The following is a 23,614-nucleotide window of genomic DNA, read 5'->3' as shown; positions in this document are numbered from 1 at the left end:
TGTCGGCCGGGCCCTCGGCTGCGATACGGTCGCCTCTGCCCTCCGTCGCGAACACCCCCTGTTGTAAAGGAAATTTTCCTACTAAGGTGCGGCGGAGAAGGTTAGTGCCAAACGGCCCTGAGGGAGATATGGCGTGAACAGGTGGAAGCGGCTGGCTCCGGTCACCGCCATCGTGGCGTCGGCCGCGTTGGTGCTGACCGCGTGCGGTGGCTCCGGCGACGACGACAAGGCCGCCGACAACAGCAAGCTCACTGTGTGGATGATGGGTGAGGGCGGCGACGCCCAGACCGCGTTCCTCGACGGCGTCGAGGCGGAGTTCAAGAAGAAGCACCCCGAGACCGACGTCGTGGTGCAGTACATCCCCTGGCTCGAGGCGCCGAAGAAGTTCCAGGCGGCGCTCGCCGGCGGGGAGGGCCCGGACGTCACCGAGCTGGGCAACACCGAGACCCAGGGCTGGGCCGCGCAGGAGGCCCTCGCCGACGTCACGGACAAGTTCAACGGCTGGTCCGAGGGCAAGGACATCCTGCCCGACCTGGTCAAGAACGCCCAGCTCGACGGCAAGCAGTACGGCGTGCCGTGGTACGCCGGCGTGCGCGCCGTCTACTACCGGACCGACTGGTTCGCCGAGGCCGGCGTCAAGCCGCCGACGAACTGGGACGAGATGGTCGCCGCCGCGAAGACCGTCCAGGCCAAGAAGCCCGGCACCTACGGCATCGCCCTGCCCGGCAACTCCGAGCTGCCGTTCTACTCCTTCCTCTGGAGTGCCGGCGCGGAGATCGCCACCAAGGAGGGCGACGCCTGGAAGTCCGGCTACAACACCCCCGAGGCACAGAAGGCGGTCAAGTTCTGGACCGACCTGGTGACAGTGCACAAGGTCGCCCCGCCGGCCGCCGCCGGGTGGAACGAGGTCGACGCCCGTACCCAGTTCGCCACCGGCAAGGCCGCCATGGCGTTCGCCGGAAGCTGGCAGGGCGGCGCGATGAAGAAGGACAACCCGGACATCGAGAAGGTCTGGGGCACGTTCCCGATCCCCGGCCCGGACGGCAAGGCCGCCCCGGCGTTCGCCGGTGGCTCCGACATCGCCATCTGGAAGGACAGCGAGCGGCAGTCGCTGGCCTGGGACTACATGACGGTGCTGCTGAGCAAGCAGAAGGACCAGGAGTTCGCCGGCAGCCTCGGCTTCTTCCCGGTCTACAAGGATCTGGTCAGCGGCGGCAACTACGCCAACGACAAGGTGATGGCCGCGTTCGCCACGGCCATCCAGAACACCAAGCTGACCCCGCTCACCCCGAAGTGGGTCGAGGTCAGCCGGACCAAGACGGTGACCCAGGCGATGAACAGCTCGGTCATCAAGGGTCAGAAGACGGTCGAGAAGGCCACCGCCGACGCGGCCACCGAGATGGAAAGCATCCTCAACGCCAAGTGACCACGCTGACCGAGGCCACCGGCGAGGCCGCCGCGCGGGAGACCCCCGCGCGGCGGCGCCGTCGCCGGGTGGATCACCTTCCGTACCTTCTGCTCCTGCCCTGCCTGGCGATCATCGCCGTGCTGCTGCTGTGGCCGCTCGGCCAGGTCGTGTGGATGTCCTTCCACAAGCTGGACAGCGTCCGGCAGCTGCGCGGCGACCGCGAGTGGCCGTGGGTCGGCCTGGCCAACTACGCGCAGATCCTCGGCGACCCGTTCTTCCGTACGGTCCTGCGCAACACCGTGCTGTTCGCGGTCGCCAACGTGGCGCTCACGATGATCCTCGGCACCCTGGTCGGGCTGCTGCTCAACCGCCTGGGCAAGAAGATGGCCACGTTCGTGGCGAGCTGCGTGATGCTCGCCTGGGCCACCCCGGCGCTGACCGGCACCATCGTCTGGAAGTGGATCTTCGACGACACGAGCGGCCTGGTCACCTGGCTGTTCAACAAGCTTCCCGACGGGCTCTCCACGGCCCTGTTCGGGCGCAGCGACTGGACCGGGTACGGCTGGTTCAACGATCCGCTGATGTTCTTCGCCATCCTGACGCTCGTGGTGGTCTGGCACTCGTTCCCGTTCATCGCGGTGAGCGTGCTGGCCGGGCTCAAGAGCGTGCCGACCGAGTTGCAGGAGGCGGCCCGGGTCGACGGCGCCGGCCCGTGGAAGGTCTTCTGGTCGGTCACCTTCCCGATCCTGCGGCCGGTCTTCGGCATCCTCGTGGTGCTCTCCACGATCTGGGACTTCAAGGTCTTCACCCAGCAGTTCGTGCTGGCCGGCGGCACCCAGGACCGGTCCACGTTCATGCTGTCGATCTACTCGTACGCGGAGGCGTTCTCGCCGCCGCCCAAGTACGGCCTCGGCTCCGCCATCGCCGTGATCCTCACCGTGATCCTGCTCGCGGTGACCGCCCTGTACGTCCGCATGGTGCTGCGGCAGGAGGACGAATGATGAAGAAGATCGCCCTCAACGGCGCGGGTCTGCTGGTCGCGCTCTTCGCCGCGTTCCCGGTCTACTGGATGGTGGCGACCTCGCTGAAGCCCAACCGGGAGATCTTCTCGTCCACGCCCCGGCCGGTGCCGGCGGAGCCGACCCTGGAGCACTACCGGGAGATCCTCACCGGCAACCTGATCCCGGGCGTGACGTTCACCGACTTCTTCCTCAACAGCGTGCTTGTCGCGGCGGCCACCGTGCTGCTGAGCGGGCTGGTCGCGCTGCTCGCCGCGACCGCCGTGGCCCGGTTCCGGTTCAAGCTGCGCACCACGTTCCTGATCATGCTGCTGGTGGTGCAGATGATCCCGCTGGAGGCGCTCGTCATCCCGCTGTTCCTGATGATCCAGCGGCTCGGCCTCTACAACACGCTGCCCAGCCTGATCCTCACGTACCTCGGCTTCTCGCTGCCGTTCGCGGTCTGGATGCTGCGCGGCTTCGTCGCCGCGGTGCCGAAGGAACTGGAGGAGGCCGCCGCCATCGACGGCGCCAGCCGGGCCCAGACGTTCCGCAAGGTGCTGTTCCCGCTCGTCGCGCCCGGCCTGGTCGCCACCAGCATCTTCTCGTTCATCACCGCCTGGAACGAGCTGATCTTCGCGCTGACCTTCATCAACGACCAGCAGAAGTACACGCTGCCGGTGGCGATGACGTTCTTCTTCGGCCGGGACGACACCGCCTGGGGCTCGGTCATGGCCGCGTCCACGCTGTTCACCCTGCCGGTGATCATCTTCTTCCTGCTGGTGCAGCGCCGGATGGTCTCCGGCCTGGTCGCCGGCGCGGTGAAGGGCTGAGGGAGGGCGGCCGGTCAGGCCGCGAACACCTCGGCGCGCACGTCGGTGGCCGGATCGCCCTTCACCCGGGCCCAGGAGCCCTGCTCGGCCGTCCACTCCAGGCTCCCGAAGCGGACCCGCTTCACGCCGTGGTCGTCGGCGTGCGAGACCAGCCAGTGCGCGTACCGCCAGCCGTTGCGGTCGTCGCCCGCCGGCACCGTGAGCGCGGTCAGGTCGGTCGCCGTGGCCAGCCGGGGCAGCCCCCAGTCCAGCGACAGGCTCTCCAGCACGGCGCTGGCGGCAGCCGGCCCGCGCATCGTCGGCGGCGAGCTCACCGTGCAGGCCACCGCGCCGGTCGCGTGGCCGAGCAACGCGCGGGTCAGGACCTCCGACTCGTCGGCCCACTTCTCGTACGCCTCGGGGAAGGCCGACCGCTGCACCCGCTGGGCGGCGTCGGTGACCCGCATCCGCTCCCAGCCCTTCACCTTCTTCAGCGCGGCGTAGAACTTGTTCGCCGCGTAGCGCGGGTCCTGGACCTGCTCCGGGGTGCCCCAGCCCTGACTCGGGCGCTGCTGGAACAGGCCGAGCGAGTCGCGGTCGCCGTGCGCGATGTTGCGCAGGTGCGACTCCTGGTACGCGGTCGCCAGCGCCACCACCACCGCCCGCTCGGGCATCCGGCGCTGCATCCCGATGGCCGCGATGGTCGCCGCGTTCGCCATCTGGTCGGCGCCGAGCACCACCTCGCCGTCGGCCTGCACCGTGCAGGTCCGGCTGGCCAGGGGGAGCCGCAGGTGCTCCCCGAACTGCTTGGTCACGACATAGACCGCGAGCAGGGCCAGTACGCACACCGCAACACCAGATGCCACGATCGCCGCTCGCGTCCGCACCCGCACCCCCTGTCCCGACAGTCCGCCAAGCGTACGTCGGCCCCGCGCCCGCGCCTCTCGTCCGAGTGGCCGTCCCGTCGCCACGTGACCAGCCACGCCCTGCCGCCGGGCGGGGCCCGCCGCCACCGAAGGCGTCGAGCCGGGCCCCGCCGCGCACCTCAGTCCCCGGCGGGCACCCAGGCGGCGGGCCGCTTCTCCCGGAACGCCATGACGCCCTCACGTCCTTCGTCGGAGAGGAAGTACCCCGTGGACAGCGCCGCCAACTCGGCGATCTCGGCCCGCAGGTCCGTGGCGGCGGGCCGGCGCAGCAGCTCCTTCGCCCCGGCCAGCGCCCCCGGCGCGCCCTTGACGAGCGAGGCGCAGTAGCGCTCGACTGCGGCGTCCAGCTCGTCGGCCGGCACCGCGGCGGTGACCAGGCCGACCTCGGCGGCGCGGCGGCCGTCGAACGTGTCGCCGGTCAGGTACAGCTCGGCGGCGGCCCGCTGGTCCAGCCGGGGCAGCACGGTCGCCGAGATCACCGCCGGGATCACCCCGATCCGGACCTCGGTGAACGCGAACGTCGCCTCCTGCGCGCAGATCGCCAGGTCGGCGGCGGCGATCAGGCCCAGCCCGCCGGCCCGGGCCGGCCCGGCCACCTTCGCGACCACCGGCTTCGGGCACTCCCGCACCGCCACCAGCACGTCGCCGAGCATCCCGGCGGGCACCGTCCCGCTGGCGTACGCCGCGGCGGTCTCCTTCAGGTCGGCGCCGGAGCAGAAGACCGGGCCGGTGTGGTCGAGCACGATCGCGCGTACCGCGTCGTCGGCGACCGCGTCGGCCAGCCCGGCAAGCAGCTGGGTCATCAGGGGCGTGGAGAGCGCGTTGCGGTTGTGCGGGCTGTCCAGGGTGAGGGTGGTCACCCCACGGGCCGTGGCGACTCGCACGAGAGCGTCCGGAGAGGTCATGCCGGGCACACTAGTGGCCATGCCCGGCGTCCTTCCAGAAGGCGAACCCGTCCCGCGCGACGGATCGCTGCCCGCCACCGCCCGTCGCACCGTCGGCGCGCGCGGCTTCGGCGTGTACGTGCACGTGCCGTTCTGTGCCTCCCGGTGCGGTTACTGCGACTTCAACACGTACACCGCCGCCGAGCTGGGCGGCGGGGCGAGCCGGGAGACGTACGCCGACTCCGTGCTGGCCGAGCTGGCGCTGGCCGCCCGGGTGCTGGGCGACTCGCCGCCGCAGCGGGTCGACACCGTCTTCGTCGGCGGCGGCACGCCGACCCTGCTGCCCGCCGACGACCTGGCCCGCATCCTGGACGGCATCGACCGCGTCTGGGGGCTGGCCGCCGACGCCGAGGTGACCACCGAGGCCAACCCCGAGTCGGTGACCCCGGAGTCGCTCAAGACGCTGCGGGCCGCCGGCTACACCCGGATCTCGCTGGGCATGCAGTCCGCCGCGCCCGGGGTGCTCGCGGTGCTCGACCGGCGGCACAGCGCGGGCCGGGCCACCGCCGCCGCGCTGGAGGCGCGCGACGCCGGGTTCGAGCACGTGAACCTGGACCTGATCTACGGCACGCCGGGGGAGACGGCCGAGGACTTCGCCGCCTCGCTGGCCCAGGTGGTCGACGCCGGGGTGGACCACGTCAGCGCGTACGCCCTGATCGTGGAGGACGGCACCCGGCTGGCCGCGCGGATGCGCCGGGGCGAGCTGCCGTACCCCTCCGACGACGTGGCGGCGGACCGCTACCTGGCCGCGGAGGCGGCGCTCGGCGCGGCCGGCTTCTCCTGGTACGAGGTGTCGAACTGGGCCCGCTCGGCGGCGGCCCGGTGCCGGCACAACCTGCTCTACTGGACCGGCGCCGACTGGTGGGGCCTGGGCCCGGGGGCGCACAGCCACGTCGGTGGCGTGCGCTGGTGGAACGTCAAGCACCCGAGCGCGTACGCGGCGCGGCTGGCCGAGGGCGCCTCGCCGGCGCTGGCCCGGGAAGTGCTCAGCCCGGACGAACAGCACATGGAGGACGTGATGCTGCGGGTGCGGCTCGCCTCCGGCCTGCCACTGGACGTGCTGGACGAGCCCGGTCGGGCGGGCGCCGAGCGGGCCCGGGAAGCCGGGCTGCTCGACGCCGGGGCGTACGCGCGGGGGCTCGTGGTGCTGACGCTGCGCGGACGGCTGCTGGCCGACGCGGTGGTACGCGACCTGCTGCCGTGACCGGGGCCGGTCGGCCGCCCCCTCGGCCGACCGGCGATGTCACTTGCTGAAGCTGTAGCTCATCGGGTAGCGGTAGAGCACGCCCTCGTTGGCCTTGATCCCGCCGATGATCCCGAAGATCAGCGGCACCAGCCAGACCAGCATCGGGATGAAGAACAGGATCCCGCAGGTGACGAACGTGAGCACCCAGGCCAGCACGCCGGCGATGGCCCAGGTGATCTGGAAGTTCAGCGCCGCCACGGAGTGGGCGCGGACGGTCGGCGACTGCTGACCACGGGTCATCAGCGCGATCAGCGGGGCGACCCAGCCGAGCAGGCCGCCGCCGACGATGACACCGGCGGCGCCACCGAAGTGCGCGACGAGCGCCCAGGTCTTCTCGTCGTTGTTGGCGTACCCGGCCGAGCCGTAGCCGCCACCGCCGGGATAGCCGCCACCGGCGGGGTAACCGGCGCCGTAGCCCGGCGTGCCGCCCGGCGGGGGGTAACCACCAGGGGGCGGGTAGTCGCCCGGCGGGGGTTGCCCGCCCGGAGGCGGGTAGCCGCCCGGGGGCGGATAGTCACCGGGCGGGGGATACCCGCCCGCGCCCGGCGCGCCGGACAGTGGAGCGGTGGGCGGCTCGCCGGAGCCGTAGGGCGCCGACGGGTCGGGCTGGGGGCCGGAGTCCCCTGCTCCGGGAGGGCGAGGAGGTTCAGTCATGCCGTCACGGTAGGGCCACCGGGCAAGCGGCACCAGAGCGACACAGACCCAGCGTGACCGGCTGTTCGGTCTGGCTTGGCCCATGGTGTGGTGGGCCGCACCGCAGGTCCGTCGGGCGATCATCGCATCGGTGGGGGTGCCGACGTAGACTGGCACTCGCTACAGTCGAGTGCCAGCCGCCCGGCGGATGCCGCGTGCCGGCCCGGCCGAGGTGTGTCAGGAGGTGGGGACATGGGTCTCGACGACCGCAAACTCGCCGTGCTGCGCGCGATCGTCGAGGACTACGTCGCCACGCAGGAACCGGTGGGCAGCAAGGCCCTGGTCGAGCGGCACCAGCTCGGCGTCTCCCCGGCGACAGTGCGCAACGACATGGCGGTGCTGGAGGAAGAGGGCTACATCCGGCAGCCGCACACCAGCGCCGGCCGGGTGCCCACCGACCGCGGCTACCGCCTCTTCGTGGACCGGCTCTCCCGGGTCAAGCCGCTCAGCCCGGCCGAGCGGCGGGCCATCGAGCGCTTCCTGGTCGGCGCGGTCGACCTCGACGACGTGGTGCACCGCACGGTCCGGCTGCTCGCCCAGCTCACCCGGCAGGTCGCCGTGGTGCAGTACCCGAGCCTGGCCCGGTCCAAGGTGCGTCACCTGGAACTGGTGCCGATCTCCACCACCCGGCTGATGGTCGTCATGATCGCCGACACCGGCCGGGTCGAGCAGCGGCTCGTCGAGCTGCCCGCCCCGGTTCCCGCCGACGACGTGACCGACCTGCGCCGGCTGGTGAACGAGAAGCTCGTCGGCAGCCAGCTCTCCGAGACGCCGCCGCTGGTGCAGGCGCTGGTGGACGAGTCCGCGCCGCATCTGCGCCCGGCCATGACCACGCTCTCCACGGTGCTGCTGGAGACGCTCGTGGAACGGCACGAGGAGCGCCTCGCGCTGGCCGGGCAGGCCAACCTCACCCGGGGCGGCCTGCTCGACTTCCAGGGCTCGCTGCGGCCGATCCTGGAGGCGCTCGAAGAAGAGGTCGTGCTGCTCAAACTGATCGGCGAGACGGAGCCGAGCACCACCCGCGTGCTGATCGGCGACGAGAACGAGTTCGACAACCTGCGGGCCGCCTCGGTGGTCAGCACCGGCTACGGACCGGGCAGCACGATCGTCGGTGGGCTCGGCGTGCTCGGGCCGACCCGGATGGACTACCCCGGCAATATCGCCATGGTGAGGGCCGTGGCACGCTACGTGGGCGAACTGCTGGCCCAGAACTGACCAGTCAGGGCCGACGGCCGGTTGCGGCCGACGACCGGAGCGACGCGAGACGAACATGAGGACACCTAACGCAGTGGCCAGGGACTACTACGGCATTCTCGGCGTGAGCCGGGACGCCTCCGACGACGAGATCAAGCGCGCCTACCGCAAGCTGGCGCGGCAGTACCACCCGGACGTCAATCCGGACCCGGAGGCCCAGGAGAAGTTCAAGGACATCAACGCCGCGTACGAGGTCCTCTCGGACGACCGGAAACGGCAGATCGTCGACCTCGGCGGCGACCCGCTCGCCCCCGGCGGCGGTGGCATGGGCGGCCCGGGCGGGCCCGGCGGCGCCGGTCCGTTCGTCGGCTTCCAGGACATCATGGACGCGTTCTTCGGCGGCGCGGCGGGCGGCAGCCGGGGTCCCCGGCCGCGCACCCGGCCCGGCGCGGACGCGATCCTGCGCCTGGAACTGGACCTCAACGAGACCGCGTTCGGCGTCGAGGCGCCGATCACCGTCGACACCGCGGTGCTCTGCACCACCTGCTCCGGCGCCGGCACGGCCGCCGGCACCCACCTGGCCACCTGCGAGGCGTGCGGTGGCCGGGGCGAGGTGCAGTCGGTGCAGCGCACGTTCCTCGGCCAGGTGGTCTCCGCCCGGCCGTGCACCGTCTGCCAGGGCTACGGCACCACCATCCCGCACCCCTGCCCGACCTGCGCCGGTGAGGGCCGGGTGCGTACCCGCCGCTCGCTGACCGTCAAGATCCCGGCCGGCGTCGAGGACGGCATGCGGATCCGCCTGGCCCAGCAGGGCGAGGTCGGCCCCGGTGGTGGCACCGCCGGCGACCTCTACGTGGAGATCCACGAGCGGCCGCACGACGTCTACTCCCGCAAGGGCGACGACCTGCACTGCCGGGTCACCGTGCCGATGACCGCCGCCGCGCTCGGCACGCGGCTGACCATCAAGACGCTCGACAGCGAGGAAGCTGTCGACGTCAAGCCCGGCACCCAGCCCGGCAGCACGCTGCGGCTGCGCGCCCGGGGCGTACCGCACCTGCGCGGCACCGGCCGGGGCGACCTCTACGTGCACCTCGACGTGCGTACCCCGACAAAGCTCGACGCCGACCAGGAGCGGATGCTGCGCGACTTCGCCAAGACCCGCGGCGAGGAGGTCGCCGAGCTGAGCAAGCAGGGCGGCTTCTTCTCCCGGATGCGCGACGCGTTCAACGGGCACGCCTGAGGTGTCCGCCCCGCTGTTCCTGGTCGATGCGCTGCCCACCGGTGACACGCTGACGCTGGACGGCCCGGAGGGCCATCACGCGGCCACCGTGCAGCGGCTGCGTGCCGGTGAGGAACTGCTGCTCGCCGACGGCCGGGGCGGCACCGCCGCCGCGGTGGTCACCGCCGTCGGCCGGGGCACGCTCGACCTGCGCGTCACCAGCCGGGGGTACGCGGACGCGCCCGTCCCCCGGCTGGTCGTGGTGCAGGGCATCGCCAAGGGTGACCGGGGTGAACTCGCCGTGCAGGCGATGACCGAGGTCGGGGTGGACGAGATCGTGCCCTGGGCGGCGTCCCGTTCGGTGGCGCAGTGGCGCGGCGACCGGGGCGTACGGGCCCGCCAGAAGTGGGTGGCCACCGCCCGGGAGGCCGCCAAGCAGGCCCGCCGCCCGTGGCTGCCGGTGGTGGCCGGCGCCCCGGACGAGTCCACCGCGACTGTGGCCCGCCGGATCGCCGGCGCGGCCGCCGCGTTCGTGCTGCACGAGGGCGCGCAGGACCGCCTGACCACAGTGGATCTGCCGACGGCCGGGGAGATCGTCCTGGTGGTGGGCCCGGAGGGCGGCATCGCCGACCACGAGCTGGCCACGTTCGCCGAGGCGGGCGCCCGCACGGTCCGCCTGGGCCCGTCAGTCCTGCGCACGTCCACAGCAGGCGTGGCCGCCCTCACAGTCCTGGCCACCCGCCTGACCCACTGGTAAGCCTCCCTTTCCCGTGCGCGCCGACGCTTCTATAGGTGGGCCGGTTCCGGGTGGTTGGTATCGGTAGGGTTCGACGTCGGTGATCTATGAGTGACTCATGCAAGATCTGGCCGCTGTGAGTTGGTGTGCCGTGGCGTCGACTTGTCCTCGTGGGTTGCCGGCGTCGGCCCGGCCCACCTTGTTGGCCTGATCAGAAGCCTGTCCGCGACGGGGGTGTGCAGCCCGTGTCGCGTGACTCATCACAGATGTGCCGCTGGGTGATCGTCTCCCGGGCCGACGCCGTCCGAACGTCGTCCCGTGCAAGGGAGAACCGTCCGTGTTTCCTATCCTGGCAGAACGTCTGGCCGAGCGTGTCGACGCGGTCATCGGTGTGGACACCCATACCGATACGCACACCGCCGTGGTGCTCACCGCGGTCGGCACCGTGCTGGCGGAGATCACCGTGCCGGCCACCAACGACGGCGCCGCTGTCCTGCTGGCCTGGGCCCAGCAGCAGAGCAGCACGCTCGGAACGGGCCGGCGGGCCTGGGCCCTGGACGGCGCTCGTTGTCACGGTGTCGGTCTGCTGCGCGTCCTGCGCGCCGCGGACGAGTACGTCCTGGAAGCACCTAAACCCGCTGCCGGACGCCGCCGTCGAGGCGGCAAGTCCGACACGCTGGACGCCGTGCACGCCGCTCGTGGCGTGCTGGCCGCCGATCACGTCGCCACACCCCGCGCCGACGGCGACCGGGAAGCCCTGCGCCTGCTGCACGTCTGCCGCCGCCACTACAGCGACACCCGCACCGCCACCATCAACCTGTTCAAATCGGTGATCCTCACCGCCGACGACGACCTACGCACACAGATGCGAGGACTGAGCACCCTGCGGCAGGTCCAGCACGCCACCACCCTCACCACCACCAGCGGCAGCGGCAGCGGTCTCGACCGGCTGCGCCGCACTCACCTGGCAGCCCTCGCCGAGCAGATCCTCACCCTCGACCGGCTCCTGAAAGCCAACCTCGCCGAGATCCGCACCCTGGTCGACAAACTCTGCCCCACCCTGCTCGACCAACCCGGCATCGGCCCCGTCACCGCCGCGATCGCGCTGACCGCCTGGTCACACCCCGGCCGATTCCGCAACGAAGCCGCCTTCGCCTCACTCGCCGGCGTCAGCCCCGTCCCCGCCAGCTCCGGCCGCATCACCCGCCACCGCCTCAACCGAGGCGGCGACCGCACCCTCAACGCCGCCCTGCACACCATCGCCAAAACCCGCCAACGATGCCACCAGCCCACCAAGGACTACACCAACCGCCGCACCACAGAAGGCCACACCCCAGCCGAAATCACCCGCAGCCTCAAACGCTACATAGCCCGCCAAATCTGGCGCACCCTCGAAGCCACCACTTGACAGCAACCTTCACAGATCTTGCAGTTTCGGTCCGCGCTGCGTCCCTTTTGCGTTGCTTCTTCGGGGCCGAAAGTGCAAGATCGCGGGGGTGAGTGGGGTCAGGAGCGGAGGTAGGAGGCGCCGTTCAGGTCGATGATGGTGCCTGACGCCCACTCGGCCTCGGGGCTCGCCAGCCAGTGCACCGCCGCGGCGATCTCCTCCGGCCGGGCCACCCGGTGGAACGGGGACTGCGCGCGTACCGCCTCGCCCCGCTCGCTCTTCAGGTGCTCGTTGGTCATGTCGGTCTCGACGAAGCCGGGCGCCACGCACGCCACGGCGATGCCGTACGGGGCCAGGGCCACCGCGAGCGACTGGGCCATCGCGTTCATCCCGGCCTTGCTGGCCCCGTACGCCGGGTTGGCCGGCTCGCCCCGGAACGCGCCCCGGGACGAGACGTTGACGATCCGGCCCCCACGGTCGCGCATGTGCTGCGCGGCGCACCAGGCCGCGTTCGCCGCGCCGACCAGGTTGGTGTCGAGCACCTCCCGCCACCGCGCCCGCCACTGCTCGTAGCTGCTCTCGAAGACCGGGTGCGGGGGATCGGCCGGCCCGAACACGCCCGCGTTGTTGACCAGCACGTCGAGGCCGCCGAGCCGCTGGGCCGCCTCGTCCACCATGGCGCGTACGGCGTCGGGGTCGGCCAGGTCGGCGCGGACCACGACGTGCCCGTCGCCCGGCAGTTCGGCGCGCAGCCGCTCGGCCAGCTCGGCCGAGTCCCGGTGGTGGATCGCCACCCGGTCTCCACCTGCGGCGAACGCCCTCGCCACCGCCCGCCCGATGCCCCGCGAGGCCCCCGTCACCAGCACTGCCCGTCCCGACATGGCGGCCATCCTGCCGCACCGGCTCAAGGTGTTAAGAAGGGCCCCTTCCCATGCCGGAGGCGTTAAGCGGGGGCCCCTCCTTACACTGCTGCGATGGACTGCCTGTTCTGCCGGATCGTCGCCGGGGAGATCCCGGCCACCATCGTCCGCGAGACCGCCACCACCCTCGCCTTCCGGGACATCGACCCGAAGGCGCCCACCCACGTGCTGGTGATCCCGAAGGAGCACTACGTGGACGTGGCCACGCTGGCCCAGGGCGCGCCCGAGCTGGCCGGTGAGGTGCTCCAGACCGCAGCCGTGGTGGCCGAGGAGGAGGGCCTGACCGTCGACGGGTTCCGGCTCATGTTCAACACCGGGCCGTACGGCGGCCAGGAGGTCTTCCACGTGCACGCCCACCTGCTCGGCGGCGCGCCGCTCGGACCGATGCTCTGCCGATGACCGACGTCCCGGACCGGCTCGGCCGGATGGTGCGCCAGGCGCAGGCCACCGGGCGCATCCCGGCGGTGTCGGCCGCCCTGCACCGCGCCGACCGGCCGCTCTGGACCTGCGCCGTGGGCGCCACCGGCAACGACACCGCGCTCGGGCCGGAGACGGTGTTCCGGATCGGCTCGGTCACCAAGACCTTCACGGCGGCGCTGGTCATGCAGTGCCGAGACGACGGCCTGCTCGACCTGGACGACCCGGTCGGGCGGCACCTCGACCTGCCCGCGCACGGCGAGCTGACCGTACGCCGGCTGCTGTCGCACACCGCCGGCCTGCAACGCGAGCCCCACGGCGACGTGTGGGACAGCCTGCGCGCCCCGGCCGTCGAGGAGTTGCTGGCCGACCTGGCCCGGGTCGAGCGGGTGCTGCCCACCGGGCGGCGCTTCCACTACTCCAACCTCGGCATGGCGCTCCTGGGCGAGATGGCCGCCCGGCTCCGGGGCGGCACCTGGGCCGAGGTGCTGGCCGACCGGGTCCTCGCCCCGCTCGGGCTGACCGCCACCTACACGCACCCGACCGAGCGCGCCGCGACCGGGTTCCTGGTCGACGCGTACTCCGACGAGGCCCGCCCGGAGCCACCCGCCGACTTCGGCGCGGTGGCGCCGGCCGCGCAGCTGTGGAGCACCGCGCCGGACATGGCCCGCTGGGCCGCGTTCCTGGCCGACCCGGCGGCGCTCGACCCGGACGGCACGGTGCTCGCCGCAGCCACCGTCGAGGAGATGCGCTGGCCGCTGACCACCACCGACGAGTCGCTCTGGGCGGCCGGCTTCGGTCTCGGGCTGATCCTGGTCCCGCAGCCGGAGCGGGTGACCCACGTGGGGCACGACGGCGCGATGCCCGGATTCCTGGCCGCCGTCTACGGGCGGCGCGGCGGGCAGGGCACCGCCGCGGCGATGGGCGCCGCGGTGCTCGGCTCGTCCGGCACCGGCGTGGAGGTGTTCGACCTGGCGCACCGGCTGCTCGCCACCGCCGTCGAGCACGACCCGGCGGAAATCGAGCCGTGGCGTCCCGGCCCGCCCGCCCCGGCGCACCTGCGCGGCATGCTGGGCCGCTGGTGGGGCGAGGGTTTCGAGTACGTCTTCTCCTGGCACGACGGGACTCTGCGGGCCCGGGGCGCGGACGACCCGGCCGGGAAGCCGCCCGCGGTGTTCGCGCCGCTGCCGGACCGGCCGGACGTGTTCCGCACGGTCTCCGGACGCGAGGTGGGGGAGCTGCTGCGGCTGACGCGCGACGAGCGCGGCGTGGTGGTCCGGATGCACTGGGCGACCTACCGCTTCACCCGCCGCCAGGAGACCTTCGACGGGTACGACTTCCGCGCCGGTGACTGATCGCCGGGCGCCGGAAATGGGCGCGGTGTGCGCGGTGCCGACCCGATACGATGGGAGGTAACCGTACGCCGCGCCAGCAGGGCCCGGCACCGAGAAGCGGAGAGCAGGTGGCGCAGGGCCCGACGGCCCGACCTATGACCGGCACCCCACCTCCCGGCACGCCGCGCGTGCAGACCAGGATCACGGTCCCCGACCAGAAGATCATGGTGAACCTGCTCGGCGCGGGCGACGAGATCCTGCGACTCGTCGAACGCTCGGTCAACAGCGACGTCCACGTGCGCGGCAACGAGATCACCATCACCGGCGCGCCCGCCGACAACGCCCTCGCCGAGCGTCTCTTCAGTGAACTCCTCGAACTGATCGAGAAAGGCGAGACCCTGACCACAGACGCCGTACGGCGTACCGTCGGCATGCTCGAGCAGGGCGGCGCCGAGCGGCCCGCCGAGGTCCTGACGCTCAACATCCTCTCCCGGCGCGGCCGCACCATCCGTCCCAAGACGCTCGGGCAGAAGAAGTACGTCGACGCGATCGACGCGCACACCATCGTCTTCGGCATCGGCCCGGCCGGTACCGGCAAGACCTACCTGGCCATGGCGAAGGCCGTGCAGGCGCTCCAGGCCAAGCAGGTCAACCGGATCATCCTGACCCGGCCGGCGGTCGAGGCGGGGGAGCGGCTCGGCTTCCTGCCCGGCACCCTGAACGAGAAGATCGACCCGTATCTGCGCCCGCTCTACGACGCGCTGCACGACATGCTCGACCCGGAGACCATCCCGAAGCTGATGGCCGCCGGGACGATCGAGGTCGCGCCGCTGGCATACATGCGCGGGCGGGCCCAGCCGTACGACGCCCGGGTGCTGACCCCGGAGGGCTTCCGGCCGTTCGGCTCGCTCCAGGTCGGCGACCTGGTCATCGGCTCGGACGGGACGCCCACGCCGGTGATCGGCATCTACCCCCAGGGGCCGAAGCAGACCTACCGGGTCACCACGCAGGACGGCGCGTCCACGCTCTGCTGCGGCGAGCACCTGTGGACCGTCGCCACGCCGGACGACAAGCGGCGTGGGCGCCGGCGCACGATCGAGACGCAGGAGATGATCGGCAAGGAGTGGCGAGGCCACACCCGTCGCTACGAACTCCCGCTCGTCGCGCCGGTGCAGATGGAGCCGCGGGCGGTTCCGCTCGACCCGTACGCGCTCGGGCTGCTGCTCGGCGACGGCGCGATCTCGTCCCGCGCCACGCCGGCCTTCTGCACCGCCGACCCGGAGCTGGCGACCGCGCTGGAGGAGGCGCTCGTCGACATCCAACTGGTCCGCAAGGGTGACTACGACTACGTCCTCCGGCACGTCAACGGGCACCGCGGCGGCGTGATCGTGGCGAACCCGGTGACGGTGGCCGTCCGCGAACTGGGGCTGGCCGGGGCCACCTCGGCCACGAAGTTCGTCCCCGAGGTCTACAAGAACAACAGCGTCGGCGTCCGGCTGGCGGTCCTGCAAGGGCTGCTGGACACCGACGGCGGGCCGGTCACCCAGGCCGGGCGCACGTGCCGTGTGCAGTACTCGACCACTTCCCCCCGCTTGTGCGACGACGTGGTCCACCTGGTCGAGTCGCTCGGAGGGGTGGCCACGGCGCGGGTTCGTCCGGCCGAGGGACGCAAGCCCGGCCTGGCGAAGGGCCGGCCGGTTCCGTACCGGTCCGACGCCTACGTGGTGGAGATCCGGCTACCCGCCGGTGTCGCGCCGTTCCGCCTTTCGCGTAAGCGCCGGCTCTACGACGAGCACGGCGGTGGCCGGCCGATGCGGTTCATCGACTCAATCGTCCCGACCGGGGTGCGGGAGACGATGTGCATCCAGGTCGCGGCGGAGGACTCGCTCTACGTCACCGACGACTTCCTGTTGACCCACAACACCCTCAACGACGCGTTCATCATCCTCGACGAGGCGCAGAACACCACGCCCGAGCAGATGAAGATGTTCCTCACCCGGCTCGGCTTCGGCTCCAAGATCGTCGTCACCGGTGACGTCACCCAGGTGGACCTTCCCGGCGGGACGACCAGCGGCCTGCGGGTGGTCCGGGAGATCCTGAACAACGTCGAGGACGTGCACTTCGCCCAGCTCTCCAGCTCCGACGTGGTCCGCCACAAGCTGGTGGGTGAGATCGTCGACGCGTACGCCCGCTGGGACGCCGAGCGGGAGAACCAGCAGGCCCAGAGCGTGCACGCCGTACCCGGGCGGACCGCCCAGGGCGGCCGGGCCGGCCGGCGCCGCTGACCACCGGCGGAAGCCGTCACACCACCAGAGGAAGACAGTTGTCCATCGAGATCGCCAACGAGTCGGGTGTCGAGGTCGACACCGACGCCGTGCTCGCCGTCGCGCGGCACGCCCTCGACGAGATGGGGGTCAACCCCCTCGCCGAGCTGTCCGTGCTGCTCGTCGACATCGAGTACATGACGGAGCTGAACCACCGCTGGATGGGCGGCGACGGCCCGACCGACGTGCTCGCCTTCCCCATGGACGAGGGCAGCGTCGACCACGGGCCGGGCGAGAGCGCCCCGGCCGGCGGTGAGCCGGCCCTGCTCGGCGACATCGTGCTCTGCCCGGAGGTGGCGGCCAAGCAGGCCGCCGTGGCCGGGCACTCGGCGGCCGACGAGCTGCACCTGCTCACCGTGCACGGCGTGCTGCACCTGCTCGGCTACGACCACGCCGAGCCCGAGGAGGAGCGGGAGATGTTCGGTCTCCAGGCCCGGCTGCTGGCCAGCTGGCGGTCGACCCGGTCGCGGTGATGGACGCCTTGGCGGCGGTCCGCGCGCCCGCCGGCCTGCCCGATCTTCAACTCCTGGTGTTCGCCGCCGGGCTGGTGGTGCTCGCCGGCCTGATCGCGATGACCGAGGCGGCGCTGGCCGCTGTCTCCCCGGCCCGCGCCGCGGAGATGACCCGGGACGGAGCGCGCGGCGGGCGGGCCCTCCAGGTGGTCGCCGGTGACGTGGTCCGCCATCTGAACCTGCTGCTCCTGCTGCGCCTGTTGGCCGAGCTGACCGCCACCGCGCTCGTCGCGCTGGTGGCTGTGGACACGTTCGGCGCGGGCTGGCGGGCGGCGCTGGTGACCGCCGGCGCGATGACGGTGGTGAGTTTCGTGGTGGTCGGGGTCGGGCCGCGCACGATCGGCCGCCAGCACGCGTACGCGGTCGGCCGGGCGGTCGCGCCGCTGGTGCGCTGGCTGGGCCGCGCGCTCAACCCGCTGGCGTCGCTGCTGATCCTGATCGGCAACGCGGTCACCCCGGGCAAGGGTTTCCGGGAGGGCCCGTTCGCGACCCAGGTGGAGCTGCGCGAACTGGTCGACCTGGCCGAGCAGCGCGGCGTCGTGGAGCACGGCGAACGCCAGATGATCCACTCGGTCTTCGCGCTCGGCGACACCATCGCCCGGGAGGTGATGGTGCCGCGTACCGAGATGGTGTGGATCGAGGAGCGCAAGACGCTCGCCCAGGCGCTGGCGCTGTTCCTGCGCTCCGGGTTCAGCCGCATCCCGGTGATCGGCGAGAACGTCGACGACGTGCTCGGTGTGCTCTATCTCAAGGACCTGATCCGGCGGGTCCAGGGTGACCAGGAGGCCCGGCAGATGCCGGTGGCCGAGCTGATGCGCCCGGCCACGTTCGTGCCGGAGTCCAAGCCGGTGGACGACCTGCTCTCGGAGATGCAGGCGGCCCGCAACCACCTGGTCATCGTCGTCGACGAGTACGGCGGCACCGGTGGGCTGGTCACCATCGAGGACATCCTGGAGGAGATCGTCGGGGAGATCACCGACGAGTACGATGTCGAGCGCCCGCCGGTCGAGCACCTGGCGGACGGGGCCGTGCGGGTGACCGCGCGGCTGCCGGTGGAGAATCTGGGCGAGCTGTTCGACACCGAGCTGCCCACCGACGAGGTGGAGACGGTCGGTGGCCTGCTGGCCCAGGCGCTCGGCCGGGTGCCCATCCCGGGCGCCGAGGCCGAGGTGGCCGGCCTGCGGCTGATGGCCGAGGGCACCACCGGCCGGCGCAACCGGATCGACACGGTTCTGGTGAGCCGGGTCGACCGGGGCGACGCGCCGGAGGGCACGAACCGACACGACCCGCCCGATTCCCGTGGCGACAACAACCGTTCCGAGGAGAGGCAATCAGCCGATGCCTGAGTCACCCGCCGTGCCCGCCGCCCTGCCCACCCCCGCCGATCCGGCCGAGCTGAGCGCCGAGGACGCCAAGCTCGTCGTCCTGGCCCGGGGCGCGCGGGGCCGGGTGGCCGCAGTGGAGGGCGCCGCGGTCCGTGACCAGGACGGCCGGACGTACGCGGCGGCGAGCGTGGCGCTGCCGTCGTTGACGCTCACCGCGCTCCAGTTGGCTGTCGCCTCGGCGGTGGCTGCCGGCGCGAGCCGGCTGGAGGCCGCTGTGGTGGTGACCGAGGCGTCGACGCTGGACGGGGCGGGGCACGCGGCGGTGCGTGACCTGTCCGCCGACGCGCCGATCCACGTGGCCGCGCCGGACGGCGCCGTCCTCGGCACGGTGGTCGAGTGACCACGCCCGAGGCGCGTCCCTACCGGGCCGGTTTCGCCTGTTTCGTGGGGCGGCCGAACGCCGGCAAGTCGACGCTGACGAACGCGATCGTCGGCACCAAGATCGCGATCACCTCGAGTAAGCCGCAGACCACCCGGCACATCATCCGGGCGGTGCTGCACCGGCCGGACTCGCAGCTCGTGCTCGTGGACACCCCGGGCCTGCACCGCCCCCGGACGCTGCTCGGCGAGCGCCTCAACGACCTGGTCCGGGAGACCTGGAGCGAGGTCGACGTGATCGGCCTGTGCGTGCCGGCGAACGAGCCGGTCGGCCGGGGCGACCGTTTCATCACCGGCGAGCTGGCCAGCTTGAAGGCCACCGTGCTGGCGGTGGTCACCAAGACCGACCTGGTCGACAAGAAGCGGCTGGCCGAGCAGTTGCTCGCGGTGAGCGAGCTGGGCGAGTTCGCCGCGGTGGTGCCGGTCAGCGCCGTGTCCGGGCATCAGGTCGACACGCTCGTCGACGTGATGACCGGTTATCTGCCGGAGTCACCGCAGCTCTATCCGGACGACATGCTCACCGACGACCCGGAGCAGGTGCTCGTGGCGGAGCTGGTCCGCGAGGCGGCGCTGGAGGGCGTACGCGACGAGCTGCCGCACTCCATCGCGGTGGTGGTCGAGGAGATGATCCCGGAGGGCAACCTCACCAAGATCTACGCCGACGTGTACGTCGAGCGGTCGAGCCAGAAGGCCATCGTCATCGGCCACCGGGGCAGCCGCCTCAAGCACGTCGGCACCACCGCCCGCCGGCAGATCGAGGAGTTGCTCGGCACCCGGGTCTATCTCGACCTGCACGTGCGCGTGGCGAAGGACTGGCAGCGCGACCCGAAGCAGCTGCGCAAGCTCGGCTTCTGAGCCACGGCCGGGCCGCCCGGCGACGGTGATCAGGATCAGTCAGACCTATGGGACATCTCACTTTCCATAGGTGTCTGTGGTTGTTTGGCGTCGTCCAGGAGCAGGGTAGGGACCATTGTCTCTGCCCCCGGACCCCGCCGCGAGCTGATGCGAAACCGCTATCTCGACCTGCTGCGCTTCCTGGCCATCCTCCGCGTCGTCACGTACCACGTCACCGGTTACGCCACGCTCACGCTGGTGTTCCCGGCGATGTCGGTGATGTTCGCCCTGGCCGGGTCGCTGATGGCCGCGTCGCTGGACCGCAGCGGGGTGGGCTCGGTCGGGCGGCGGCTGCGCCGGCTGCTGCCGTCGCTGTGGGTGGTCGCCGCCGTCTTCGTGCCGGCCATGCTGCTCACCGGGCTGCCGTTCAGCCCGAAGGTGCTGCTCTGGCTCTTCCCGATCAGTGACCCGCCGGCCAACTACTGGGGCGGCCTGGCGCTCAGCCCGATCTGGTACCTGCGGGACTACCTGTGGTTCGTGCTCGCCTCGCCCCTCGTGCTGTGGCTGTTCCGCCGGGCGCCGCTGCCCACGCTCGCCGCCCCGTACGTGCTCCTGGTCGCCATCGAGGCCGGCATCCTGGCGAACCCGCCGACGGTGCTGCGCGAGTTCGGCCTCTACTTCGGCGCCTGGCTGCTCGGCTTCGCCCACCACGACGGGCTGCTGCGCCGGATGCGCAACCGGGTGCTGCTGCCGGTGGCCGCCGCCGTCGGCGCCGCCGGCCTGGCCTGGATCGTCACCCACCCCGGCCCCCGGGGGTACGACATCAACGACATCCCGCTGGGCAACGCGCTCTGGTCGGCCGCGTTCATCCTGGTGGCGATCGGCCGGGCGCCGGTCGGGGTGACCTGGGTCGACCGCGTGCCGGCGCTCGGCCGCGCGGTGACGGTGGTGAACCGGCGCGCGCTGACCATCTACCTCTGGCACATGCCGTTCGTGGTGGCGCTCACCCCGCTCGTCGGCCTGGTCGGCTGGTCGCCGCGCGACCCGGTCGGCCTGTGGCTGCGGGTGGGGCTGGTCTTCGCGCTGGTCGGCGTGGTGACGCTGATGGTCGGCTGGGTCGAGGACGTGGCCGCCCGGCGTACCCCGGAACTGCTCCCCGGCAGGCCACGGCGGACCGTGGCCGAGCGGGCGGCGGCCGCCCCGGCCAGCCCGGCTCCCGCCGGCGCCCAGGACGGGCTGGTGGGCGCCGGCGCCCGGGTCCCCGCGCCGCGCCGCGCGGCCGAGGACAGGGACGACGGCCGCGCGACGAACCGGCGGGACGCGCCCGGCGGCGACTGAGCGACCGGACGCCCCCCGGCTCAGCGAGTGCTGACCGTGACGTTGCCGCTCGTGGCGGACGCTTCGAGCTGCACCGACGCGGCCGGGTCGTCGGTGACGCGGACGTCCTTGTCGCCGGACGTGGCGTTGGCGCGCACCCGGTAGCGGCCGGCCGGTACGGACAGGTCGACGTCTCCGCTCGTGGCGTGCACCCGGGCCGGAGCCGGCTGGTCCAGCTCGACGACGATGCTGCCGGAGGTGGTCTCCGCGTCGACGGCGGAGGCGAGCCGGCGGGCCTCGATGTCGCCCGAGCGGGCCCGCAGCCGCACCGGGCCGGCCGCCTCGACCACCCGGATGTTGCCCGACGTGGTGGACGCGCGGACCTCGCCGGTGACGCCCCGGATGGTCAGGTCGCCGGAGCTGAGCGTGAACTCCACCGCCCCGACGTCGGTGAGGTCGACGTTGCCCGAGGCGGTCCCGCCCTTCACCGTCACGCCGGGCGGGGCGGTCACCTCCCAGGAGATGCTGCACCGGTGGCCGCAGTCGGTGGGCAGCACGAGTTCGTCGCCCTTGATCTCGTACCGGCTGGTCGGCTCGTCGCCCTGGTAGCGGACGACGCGCTTGATCCGTACCTGGTCGGCCGGGCCGTTGGCCCGGACCACGACGTCCCCGGCGCCGTCTTCCGTCACGCTGATCCGGGTGATCTTCGCCTGCTCGGTGTGGTCGTAGTCGAGCCGGCGGAACGAGAGGGTGTCACACCCGGAGAGAACGATGAGCGTGGCGGCAGCGGTCGCGGCCACCGCGGTGCGGAGCGAAGCCATGGCCAGCACAGTAGGGCCGCCCGGGCGGCCGGCACATCGGGGATCGCCCGACGGTCCACCCCGAGCCGACCCTGAGATCGCACCCGGAGGGAGAATGGCCTGATGGCCGGGTACCGCCGACAGCTCTACCGCGACGACGCGGTGGTGCTGCGTGTGCAGAAGCTGGGCGAGTCCGACCGGATCATCACGCTGTTCACCCGCCGGCACGGCCGGTTGCGCGCGGTGGCCCGGGGGGTGCGGCGCACCATGAGCCGGTTCGGCGCCCGGCTGGAGCCGTTCGGGCACGTCGACCTCCAGCTCGCCGGTGACCCCAAGGGCAACCAGGGCAGCTCCCTGCACACCGTCAGCCAGGTCGAGGCGATCGAGCTGTACGGCAAACGGTTCCTCGGCGACTACCCCCGCTACACGGCGGCCAGCGCGATCGCCGAGACCGCCGAGCGGCTCACCCCGATCGAGCGCGAGCCGTCGCTGCGGTTGTTCCAGCTCACCCTCGGCGCGATGAAGTCGCTGGCCCGCGGCGAACACGCCACCACGCTGGTGCTCGACGCGTACCTGCTGCGCGGCATGGCGTTCGCCGGCTGGGCGCCGGCGCTCGCCGCCTGCGCCGTCTGCGGCGAGCCGGGCCGGCACCGCGCGTTCTCCGTACCGGCCGGCGGCGCGGTCTGCCCGGACTGCCGGCCCCCCGGCGCCGCCCACCCCGCGCCCGCCACGCTGGAGCTGATGTCCGCGCTGACCTCCGGCGACTGGGGGTACGCCGACGCGGCCGAGACCGGCGTACGCCGCGAGTGCAGCGGGCTGGTCGCGGCGCACCTCCAGTGGCATCTGGAACGCGCGCTACGCTCGCTGCCGCTGGTCGACCGGAGCACCCCGGCGTCCGGCGCGGTCCCGTCGCCCGGCGGCGCGGGGCCGGATGTGGTCCCGCCGCGCTCCGGCGCCGGGCCCGTCGCCGGTGTGAACAGGGAGATGACCGAGTGATCCGATCGACGAGGGCGACCCGCCGCGAGCCGGTGCCGCCGACCCCGCACCCCTCCGGCGCCCGCCCGCCGGCGCTGCCGCCCGCGGCGGTGCCCCGGCACGTCGCCATCGTGATGGACGGCAACGGCCGCTGGGCCAAGGAGCGCGGCCTGCCCCGCACCAAGGGCCACGAGCAGGGCGAGCACAGCCTGTTCGACGCCGTCGAGGGCGCGATCGAGATGGGGATTCCCTACCTGTCGGCGTACGCGTTCTCCACCGAGAACTGGCGGCGCTCGCCGGACGAGGTCCGCTTCCTGATGGGCTTCAACCGCGACGTCATCCGCCGCCGCCGGGACCAGCTCGTCGACCTGGGTGTCCGGGTGGTCTGGTCGGGTCGCGCGGGCCGGCTGTGGAAGAGCGTCATCTCCGAGCTGCAGACCGCCGAGGAGATGTCGCGCGGCAACTCGACGTTGACGCTGCAGTTCTGCGTCAACTACGGCGGTCAGGCGGAGATCGCCGACGCCGCCGCCGGGATCGCCCGCGACGTCGCGGCCGGCAAGCTGGACCCGGACAAGGTGAACGAGAAGACGGTGGCGCGGTACCTCTACCACCCCGAGGTGCCCGAGGTCGACCTGTTCCTGCGCCCCTCCGGCGAGCAGCGCATCTCCAACTTCCTGCTCTGGCAGACCGCGTACGCCGAGCTGGTCTACCTGGACACGCTCTGGCCCGACTTCGACCGCCGCCACCTCTGGTACGCCTGCGAGCTGTACGCCCAGCGCGACCGGCGCTTCGGCGGCGCCCTGCCCAACCCGGTGGCCCCGGGCGCCTGAGGGCAGGCTTACCGACGCGCCGCGC

General features: G+C 72.4%; 22 protein-coding genes and 3 pseudogenes. 20 read left to right on the top strand and 5 right to left on the bottom strand.

Features of this window, described 5'->3' with window-relative positions:
- The first annotated feature begins 133 nt into the window (after positions 1 to 133).
- Genes MicB006_RS19270 through MicB006_RS19260 form a run of 3 tightly spaced genes read left to right on the top strand, consistent with a single transcriptional unit; the run spans position 134 to position 3,239 of the window.
- Positions 134 to 1,426: a sugar ABC transporter substrate-binding protein gene (locus MicB006_RS19270; RefSeq protein ID WP_116507970.1), complete on the top strand. Its 1,293-nt coding sequence runs from the start codon at positions 134 to 136 to the stop codon at positions 1,424 to 1,426.
- Positions 1,423 to 2,409: a carbohydrate ABC transporter permease gene (locus tag MicB006_RS19265; RefSeq protein WP_116507968.1), complete on the top strand. Its 987-nt coding sequence runs from the start codon at positions 1,423 to 1,425 to the stop codon at positions 2,407 to 2,409. Before MicB006_RS19270 ends, MicB006_RS19265 begins: the two co-directional genes overlap by 4 nt.
- Positions 2,406 to 3,239 (top strand): carbohydrate ABC transporter permease, encoded by an 834-nt coding sequence (locus tag MicB006_RS19260; RefSeq protein ID WP_116507966.1) that lies wholly within the window; start codon positions 2,406 to 2,408, stop codon positions 3,237 to 3,239. The genes MicB006_RS19265 and MicB006_RS19260 overlap by 4 nt, the downstream gene beginning before the upstream one ends.
- Positions 3,240 to 3,253: 14 nt before the next feature.
- Here the strand turns inward: MicB006_RS19260 and MicB006_RS19255 are convergent, their stop codons facing one another.
- Together MicB006_RS19255 and MicB006_RS19250 are read right to left on the bottom strand one after the other, a co-directional pair.
- The gene (locus tag MicB006_RS19255) at positions 3,254 to 4,111 is read right to left on the bottom strand and encodes a hypothetical protein (RefSeq protein WP_192900102.1); all 858 of its coding nucleotides are present in this window, start codon (positions 4,109 to 4,111) and stop codon (positions 3,254 to 3,256) included.
- Between the two features lie 152 nt (positions 4,112 to 4,263).
- Entirely contained in the window at positions 4,264 to 5,049 is a 786-nt protein-coding gene (locus tag MicB006_RS19250) for an enoyl-CoA hydratase-related protein (RefSeq protein WP_073831875.1), read from the bottom strand.
- 19 nt (positions 5,050 to 5,068) lie between these two features.
- On the opposite strand from MicB006_RS19250, the gene hemW reads away from it, so the two are divergent.
- On the top strand, positions 5,069 to 6,292 hold the full coding sequence (hemW, locus tag MicB006_RS19245) for a radical SAM family heme chaperone HemW (RefSeq protein WP_192900101.1): 1,224 nt from the start codon (positions 5,069 to 5,071) through the stop codon (positions 6,290 to 6,292).
- A 39-nt stretch (positions 6,293 to 6,331) separates the two neighbouring features.
- Here the strand turns inward: hemW and MicB006_RS19240 are convergent, their stop codons facing one another.
- A complete protein-coding gene (locus MicB006_RS19240; protein ID WP_116507962.1) occupies positions 6,332 to 6,988 on the bottom strand; it encodes a DUF4870 domain-containing protein in 657 nt (218 codons plus the stop codon).
- A 231-nt stretch (positions 6,989 to 7,219) separates the two neighbouring features.
- On the opposite strand from MicB006_RS19240, the gene hrcA reads away from it, so the two are divergent.
- From hrcA to MicB006_RS19220, 4 genes are all read left to right on the top strand, one after another.
- The gene (hrcA, locus tag MicB006_RS19235; RefSeq protein ID WP_030503120.1) at positions 7,220 to 8,242 is read left to right on the top strand and encodes a heat-inducible transcriptional repressor HrcA; all 1,023 of its coding nucleotides are present in this window, start codon (positions 7,220 to 7,222) and stop codon (positions 8,240 to 8,242) included.
- 73 nt (positions 8,243 to 8,315) lie between these two features.
- Entirely contained in the window at positions 8,316 to 9,461 is a 1,146-nt protein-coding gene (dnaJ, locus tag MicB006_RS19230) for a molecular chaperone DnaJ (protein WP_192900100.1), read from the top strand.
- A 1-nt stretch (position 9,462) separates the two neighbouring features.
- Complete coding sequence (locus tag MicB006_RS19225; protein WP_116507960.1) at positions 9,463 to 10,197, top strand: 16S rRNA (uracil(1498)-N(3))-methyltransferase; 735 nt, start codon at positions 9,463 to 9,465, stop codon at positions 10,195 to 10,197.
- A 316-nt stretch (positions 10,198 to 10,513) separates the two neighbouring features.
- Positions 10,514 to 11,584 (top strand): IS110 family transposase, encoded by a 1,071-nt coding sequence (locus MicB006_RS19220; protein WP_116507663.1) that lies wholly within the window; start codon positions 10,514 to 10,516, stop codon positions 11,582 to 11,584.
- A gap of 98 nt (positions 11,585 to 11,682) precedes the next feature.
- Here MicB006_RS19220 and MicB006_RS19215 read toward each other — a convergent pair whose 3' ends face one another.
- Complete coding sequence (locus tag MicB006_RS19215; protein WP_116507958.1) at positions 11,683 to 12,444, bottom strand: SDR family NAD(P)-dependent oxidoreductase; 762 nt, start codon at positions 12,442 to 12,444, stop codon at positions 11,683 to 11,685.
- A gap of 93 nt (positions 12,445 to 12,537) precedes the next feature.
- Here MicB006_RS19215 and MicB006_RS19210 point away from each other — a divergent pair, with 93 nt between their 5' ends.
- The 10 genes and pseudogenes from MicB006_RS19210 (at position 12,538) to MicB006_RS19175 (ending at position 21,005) form a co-directional block, all read left to right on the top strand.
- Complete coding sequence (locus tag MicB006_RS19210; RefSeq protein WP_073831842.1) at positions 12,538 to 12,882, top strand: histidine triad nucleotide-binding protein; 345 nt, start codon at positions 12,538 to 12,540, stop codon at positions 12,880 to 12,882.
- Positions 12,879 to 14,255, top strand: a complete 1,377-nt coding sequence (locus MicB006_RS19205) for a serine hydrolase (RefSeq protein WP_116507956.1) — start codon at positions 12,879 to 12,881, stop codon at positions 14,253 to 14,255. Before MicB006_RS19210 ends, MicB006_RS19205 begins: the two co-directional genes overlap by 4 nt.
- 134 nt (positions 14,256 to 14,389) lie before the next feature.
- Positions 14,390 to 15,085, top strand: a pseudogene (locus MicB006_RS32395) (PhoH family protein); the annotation flags it as partial.
- Positions 15,074 to 15,892 (top strand): annotated as a pseudogene (locus tag MicB006_RS32805) (LAGLIDADG family homing endonuclease); the annotation flags it as partial. The pseudogenes MicB006_RS32395 and MicB006_RS32805, both read left to right, overlap by 12 nt.
- A gap of 264 nt (positions 15,893 to 16,156) precedes the next feature.
- Positions 16,157 to 16,519, top strand: a pseudogene (locus MicB006_RS32385) (PhoH family protein); the annotation flags it as partial.
- 38 nt (positions 16,520 to 16,557) lie between these two features.
- Positions 16,558 to 17,031 carry an rRNA maturation RNase YbeY gene (ybeY, locus tag MicB006_RS19195; RefSeq protein WP_073831839.1) on the top strand — a complete coding sequence of 158 codons (474 nt, stop codon included), beginning with the start codon at positions 16,558 to 16,560 and terminating at the stop codon, positions 17,029 to 17,031.
- Positions 17,007 to 18,416, top strand: a complete 1,410-nt coding sequence (locus tag MicB006_RS19190; protein WP_192900308.1) for a hemolysin family protein — start codon at positions 17,007 to 17,009, stop codon at positions 18,414 to 18,416. Before ybeY ends, MicB006_RS19190 begins: the two co-directional genes overlap by 25 nt.
- Positions 18,409 to 18,795 (top strand): cytidine deaminase, encoded by a 387-nt coding sequence (locus MicB006_RS19185; RefSeq protein WP_073831837.1) that lies wholly within the window; start codon positions 18,409 to 18,411, stop codon positions 18,793 to 18,795. The genes MicB006_RS19190 and MicB006_RS19185 overlap by 8 nt, the downstream gene beginning before the upstream one ends.
- Complete coding sequence (gene era, locus MicB006_RS19180; protein WP_073831836.1) at positions 18,792 to 19,688, top strand: GTPase Era; 897 nt, start codon at positions 18,792 to 18,794, stop codon at positions 19,686 to 19,688. Before MicB006_RS19185 ends, era begins: the two co-directional genes overlap by 4 nt.
- Positions 19,689 to 19,835: 147 nt before the next feature.
- A complete protein-coding gene (locus MicB006_RS19175; protein ID WP_116507950.1) occupies positions 19,836 to 21,005 on the top strand; it encodes an acyltransferase in 1,170 nt (389 codons plus the stop codon).
- Positions 21,006 to 21,025: 20 nt separating this feature from the next.
- On the opposite strand, the gene MicB006_RS19170 is transcribed toward MicB006_RS19175, so the two are convergent.
- Positions 21,026 to 21,805 (bottom strand): DUF4097 family beta strand repeat-containing protein, encoded by a 780-nt coding sequence (locus MicB006_RS19170; RefSeq protein ID WP_116511611.1) that lies wholly within the window; start codon positions 21,803 to 21,805, stop codon positions 21,026 to 21,028.
- Positions 21,806 to 21,907: 102 nt separating this feature from the next.
- Between MicB006_RS19170 and recO the strand changes: the two genes are divergently transcribed.
- Together recO and MicB006_RS19160 are read left to right on the top strand one after the other, a co-directional pair.
- Positions 21,908 to 22,780 (top strand): DNA repair protein RecO, encoded by an 873-nt coding sequence (gene recO / locus MicB006_RS19165; RefSeq protein ID WP_116507948.1) that lies wholly within the window; start codon positions 21,908 to 21,910, stop codon positions 22,778 to 22,780.
- Between the two features lie 32 nt (positions 22,781 to 22,812).
- Positions 22,813 to 23,589, top strand: a complete 777-nt coding sequence (locus MicB006_RS19160; RefSeq protein WP_192900307.1) for an isoprenyl transferase — start codon at positions 22,813 to 22,815, stop codon at positions 23,587 to 23,589.
- Positions 23,590 to 23,614: the final 25 nt, after the last annotated feature.

This window comes from Micromonospora sp. B006, from assembly GCF_003408515.1.
Taxonomy (GTDB): domain Bacteria; phylum Actinomycetota; class Actinomycetes; order Mycobacteriales; family Micromonosporaceae; genus Micromonospora; species Micromonospora echinospora_A.
Note: the sequence above shows the minus strand (reverse complement) of the source record. Positions and strands in the feature narration are given on the sequence as shown.

Coding starts and splice junctions, on each gene's coding strand:
- MicB006_RS19260 (WP_116507966.1), top strand. CDS start 2,406: ATGATGAAGAAGATCGCCCTCAACGGCGCGGGTCTGCTGGTCGCGCTC.
- MicB006_RS19250 (WP_073831875.1), bottom strand. CDS start 5,049: ATGACCTCTCCGGACGCTCTCGTGCGAGTCGCCACGGCCCGTGGGGTG.
- hemW (WP_192900101.1), top strand. CDS start 5,069: ATGCCCGGCGTCCTTCCAGAAGGCGAACCCGTCCCGCGCGACGGATCG.
- MicB006_RS19240 (WP_116507962.1), bottom strand. CDS start 6,988: ATGACTGAACCTCCTCGCCCTCCCGGAGCAGGGGACTCCGGCCCCCAG.
- hrcA (WP_030503120.1), top strand. CDS start 7,220: ATGGGTCTCGACGACCGCAAACTCGCCGTGCTGCGCGCGATCGTCGAG.
- MicB006_RS19215 (WP_116507958.1), bottom strand. CDS start 12,444: ATGTCGGGACGGGCAGTGCTGGTGACGGGGGCCTCGCGGGGCATCGGG.
- MicB006_RS19210 (WP_073831842.1), top strand. CDS start 12,538: ATGGACTGCCTGTTCTGCCGGATCGTCGCCGGGGAGATCCCGGCCACC.
- MicB006_RS19205 (WP_116507956.1), top strand. CDS start 12,879: ATGACCGACGTCCCGGACCGGCTCGGCCGGATGGTGCGCCAGGCGCAG.
- MicB006_RS19185 (WP_073831837.1), top strand. CDS start 18,409: ATGCCTGAGTCACCCGCCGTGCCCGCCGCCCTGCCCACCCCCGCCGAT.
- MicB006_RS19175 (WP_116507950.1), top strand. CDS start 19,836: ATGCGAAACCGCTATCTCGACCTGCTGCGCTTCCTGGCCATCCTCCGC.
- MicB006_RS19170 (WP_116511611.1), bottom strand. CDS start 21,805: ATGGCTTCGCTCCGCACCGCGGTGGCCGCGACCGCTGCCGCCACGCTC.
- recO (WP_116507948.1), top strand. CDS start 21,908: ATGGCCGGGTACCGCCGACAGCTCTACCGCGACGACGCGGTGGTGCTG.